This is a genomic window from Xenorhabdus sp. Sc-CR9, from assembly GCF_963897815.1.
In the GTDB taxonomy this organism is placed as follows: domain Bacteria; phylum Pseudomonadota; class Gammaproteobacteria; order Enterobacterales; family Enterobacteriaceae; genus Xenorhabdus.
Genome location: NZ_CAWQTY010000028.1, coordinates 1 through 3,692 on the forward strand (window position 1 = coordinate 1; position 3,692 = coordinate 3,692).

Annotated in this window: 7 protein-coding genes; all 7 read right to left on the minus strand. The window is 44.6% G+C overall.

Features of this window, described 5'->3' with window-relative positions:
* The coding region (locus AACQ81_RS01520) for a DNA-methyltransferase (RefSeq protein WP_336885698.1) at nucleotides 1-575 on the minus strand (575 nt) is incomplete at its 3' end.
* A gap of 172 nt (nucleotides 576-747) precedes the next feature.
* The gene (locus tag AACQ81_RS01525) at nucleotides 748-1,584 is read right to left on the minus strand and encodes an antitermination protein (RefSeq protein ID WP_237388400.1); all 837 of its coding nucleotides are present in this window, start codon (nucleotides 1,582-1,584) and stop codon (nucleotides 748-750) included.
* Entirely contained in the window at nucleotides 1,581-1,781 is a 201-nt protein-coding gene (locus AACQ81_RS01530) for a hypothetical protein (protein ID WP_237388401.1), read from the minus strand. Before AACQ81_RS01530 ends, AACQ81_RS01525 begins: the two co-directional genes overlap by 4 nt.
* Nucleotides 1,778-2,407, minus strand: coding sequence for a recombination protein NinG (locus AACQ81_RS01535; RefSeq protein ID WP_336885699.1), 630 nt, complete (start codon nucleotides 2,405-2,407; stop codon nucleotides 1,778-1,780). The genes AACQ81_RS01530 and AACQ81_RS01535 overlap by 4 nt, the downstream gene beginning before the upstream one ends.
* 406 nt (nucleotides 2,408-2,813) lie before the next feature.
* On the minus strand, nucleotides 2,814-3,266 hold the full coding sequence (locus tag AACQ81_RS01540) for a hypothetical protein (RefSeq protein ID WP_237388402.1): 453 nt from the start codon (nucleotides 3,264-3,266) through the stop codon (nucleotides 2,814-2,816).
* Nucleotides 3,238-3,462, minus strand: coding sequence for a DUF1187 family protein (locus AACQ81_RS01545; RefSeq protein ID WP_237388403.1), 225 nt, complete (start codon nucleotides 3,460-3,462; stop codon nucleotides 3,238-3,240). Before AACQ81_RS01545 ends, AACQ81_RS01540 begins: the two co-directional genes overlap by 29 nt.
* Nucleotides 3,452-3,692 (minus strand): hypothetical protein (locus tag AACQ81_RS01550; protein ID WP_237388404.1); only part of this gene is annotated, 241 nt, incomplete at its 5' end. The genes AACQ81_RS01545 and AACQ81_RS01550, both read right to left, overlap by 11 nt.

Consider the following 3,692-nt stretch of genomic DNA (forward strand, 5'->3'; position numbering starts at 1 on the left):
CTCTTTCTGAACCAGTGGCTGGACATCTGTTTGCCCGTCGCCTGATTTATCTCTTTCAGTCTGATACCCGATGCTTTCCAAGTAGTACGAAAATAATCAATCAGCGGTTTAAACATGGATTGTTTCAATTCTTCGCACCGGCGGGAATGCCCGTTGTTTTTCGGGTGATCAAATCGCTGATAATGTTCAGCGAAAATTATTCGTTCCGTGGACGGGAAAAACATTCGCAAACTTTCTTTATTCTGCCTAAACCACGGGCCGGACGGTTTCGCCCAGATAATATGGTTTAACACATTGAACCGTTCACGCACCAGCAGTTCCGTATCAGACGCCAGACGCGACCCACAGAACATATACAGGCTGCCATTGGGTTTCAGTACCCGCCAGAACTCAGCAAGCACTTCATCCAGCCACGCAAGATAGGCCGTGACATCTTTCCACTGGTTGTCCCATTGGTGCTCTTTCATCTGATAATAGGGCGGGTCAGTGGCGATCAGGTCAATGCAGTTATCCGGTAATGTTCTGATAAAGTTTAGCGCGTCGTCGTTAATTAAGGTGAGGTCATTGAGATTCACAATCGTTTCCTGAATCGACGAGAAGCAAAGGGGATTTTAGGCAACAAAAAACCCCGCGAGTGCGGGGCTATGGAATTCTATTCTGTTTCAACGAGAGGCAATAACCCATCGTTGGGGTAACGATAGGCTATTTTCGCCACTGCGTCAATATGGTTTATCTATTATTTAACATTTATATAGAAATAATTTCCCTCTTTGTTAATTTTGATAGAACCAAATCGGCGTTCACCTCTTCTTTGAAGCATTCTTGAATAAGCGATTCATAGAACGGTTTGAAATTTCTTCTCCATGTTGTTTCGGGTAGATCCATTACTTCATCACATATGGCACGCCTGACATCTTCGGCTGGCAATCTGGAATACCCGCGCCCAGAACATTTAGGGCAGGTTTTATAAACCGGAATACCAATTAATTCAGTCTGTTTTTTGTCCAGAACTTCACCGCGTCCATTGCAGCGGCAAGAATGACTCACCGCTGCTTTACCCTTGCATGTTGGGCAAACTACTTTCACCACCTCTCTAACCTCACGGAACTTAGCGTATGATGACGGAATGATTTTCGCGCCCATGCTTAAATTTGCCTCAACCAGTTTTCTTTCCATCCACGGGGTATACGTCTTTGTAGTAAACACTTCCGCTTCAATAAACCCGTCGTCGCAATCAGAACATAGCTTCTTACTGGATGCACTCCTCGCATAATCCTGGAACGCATAATTTGCGAGTATTTGCAGAACACTTCGCTTAATATCCTCATCGAGTTTTGAAATGGCAGGGTGCTTGTGAACCTGCGTCAGTGCATACTGATAGAGACTCTCCACCGATTCATCCGGTTTATTGATACCTTGTTTCGCCAAAAACAGTTCAATACCCAGCCTCGCCTGAGCGGACGCCAATCCTAGCGAGGCCATAACATCGGTAATTGAAAATGAATCAGTAGCGGTTGCGGCTGGAGAGTCACTAAATAGGGTGCTCTTTGGTGAGAAGTACTTCGGTAATGATTCTAAATTCATTTTATCCCCGGCAATACTGTATGAAACCTGTCGTGACGTGTGGAATACATCACCCTCATTTGTTTTCGCATAACCCATTGTTCAGCTAAAATCTTCATACCTCCTGTGTGCTGCTGAACAACAGTGAATGGTTTGCCTGTTTCTCCATGCCGATATCGCGCCTCTTCGATGGCTGAGGTCAGGTCAGTGAAGATCATGCAGCCTCCCTATGCTCGTTCTTCCTGCGCTTTTCGTAATACCGTGCCCGGCGGGTGAATATCTGTTTCACCCGTTTCAGGTACTCAATATCGAATTTGCGCGGTTTGTTATTTGATTCGAGGGCCTCAACCCTGCCGAGGCCGATCCGGTTGATGAGCCTGATGCGGTATTCAACTGCGTTGCCACTGAGTTGACGGTTGCACTGGGTGCATGATGAATGGACGTTAAAAACATTAAACCGTAATTGCGAGGCCGAACCTCTTGACCTGTAATGACTGGCATCAATAGCGCTGCCAGTCAGATAATTATGAGAGCCTACCAATTTACAACCACAACTGACGCACTCTTTCCCGTAGTCTCTGGCGCGTATGTATTTATTAAATGCTGCCTGAGCCTCTTTCTCCCAGTCAGATCGGGATTTCAGCTTTTCCCTTCGGGCTTTCAGTTCCTGACGTTCAATAGACCGCTGGCGACGGCGTTCTTTTTCCGCCTTGCGTTCGGCTTCTTGTTTACCGTGCTGGGCTGCACAGGGAATGGAACAAACTGTTTGAGTAGAGCGGTACGGTGTGAATTCAGTAGAGCAGATTTTACAGGTCTTTGGCTTCGGCGTTTTTGCCTTTGCCACTTCATCCCCCTAACACTAGTCCAATAATCAGCGCAATAGCGATCCACGCGCCTACGAATGTCAGATATCTCATTTGATTTGCTCCTCATTACATTTGCACCTGCAACCCTCTAAATGGTATGGGAATGCGCTATCTAAATCAGAAAACCAACTCCTGCAAATTTGGCAATACAACGTTTCCCATGGCATGCCATACCAATCCATCCATTCTCTAATCTGTGGTGATATAGGAATTGGCGGTATACAGCTAATATCAAAATTACGCAGACTGAGTTCACGCTGAGCCATACTCAAACTAGAGTTGGTACTACTCAGAGTCTGCCTCGTTATCAGCAACTGCTGGCGTAATCGGTAGTTGTCCTCATAGAGTTCACCAATTAATTTATTTGGGTGCTGAGAGATATTTTTAACATCCATCCTGCGACCTCTTGAGTGTCATGTATTCGCTGTCGTGCGGGGTTGTTAGCGTCAACCCGAACTGAGCACACCATGCTTCAATTTGGCTCATGTAGTAGTGCATATCACCAGTATTCAGCTTTGATGTTTGCCTCAACTGTTCTTTTGTGTATTTTTTGCCAGTCACAAAATCCGTGTATTCAACCTCTTCAAAGCCTAAATAAGTCGCCTTTAAATCAAATTTAACCTTTTCTGGCATCATCCATGTACGACCACGTTTAATCAGGTATTTACTGATTTCGTCGTACCATTTGTGGGAAAGATTATTTTGCGGAAGGGATCGCTTAGATTTATAGGGCTTAATGGAGATATTGAGTTTTTGATGAGTGGCGAGTAACTGTTTCAGGTTGTCGTAAAATAGCTTTTTGGTTGATTCATGGAGACAGAAGTTTTCGATTAGCATCTACCCTCCGACATTCAAAATTGCTCAACTCCACTTTGACCTCTTCTTCCAGATTACTATTGAATCCCCGACGCTTACCTCCAACCAGTTTCAAACATTCTGTTTTGGATAATTTTTTGTCGGAATAGCGCATCCAGTTAACCGGCAATCCGCCCGCTTTGGTGATTGTGGCTGAAATGATATATTTACCGATCATCGTTATTTGCCCTCTGGTTCCATGCTGCTATGGCTGATTTCTCTGATGTAACCATTTCGGTCTGTAACGTAAAACATTTAGTACATCTAACTCGCCAATAAACTAGAGCGTGTTGATCTTTTTGGTATAAAAAGCAAGCAGCAAATGGGGCTGTTATAATGGTTTCGCCAAAAATCAAAACAATTACCCCAAATGCCAAGACTAATGTTAACAGATGATAGCTGGAAATT

Coding starts and splice junctions, on each gene's coding strand:
- AACQ81_RS01545 (WP_237388403.1), bottom strand. CDS start 3,462: ATGATCGGTAAATATATCATTTCAGCCACAATCACCAAAGCGGGCGGA.
- AACQ81_RS01525 (WP_237388400.1), bottom strand. CDS start 1,584: ATGAATTTAGAATCATTACCGAAGTACTTCTCACCAAAGAGCACCCTA.
- AACQ81_RS01540 (WP_237388402.1), bottom strand. CDS start 3,266: ATGCTAATCGAAAACTTCTGTCTCCATGAATCAACCAAAAAGCTATTT.
- AACQ81_RS01530 (WP_237388401.1), bottom strand. CDS start 1,781: ATGATCTTCACTGACCTGACCTCAGCCATCGAAGAGGCGCGATATCGG.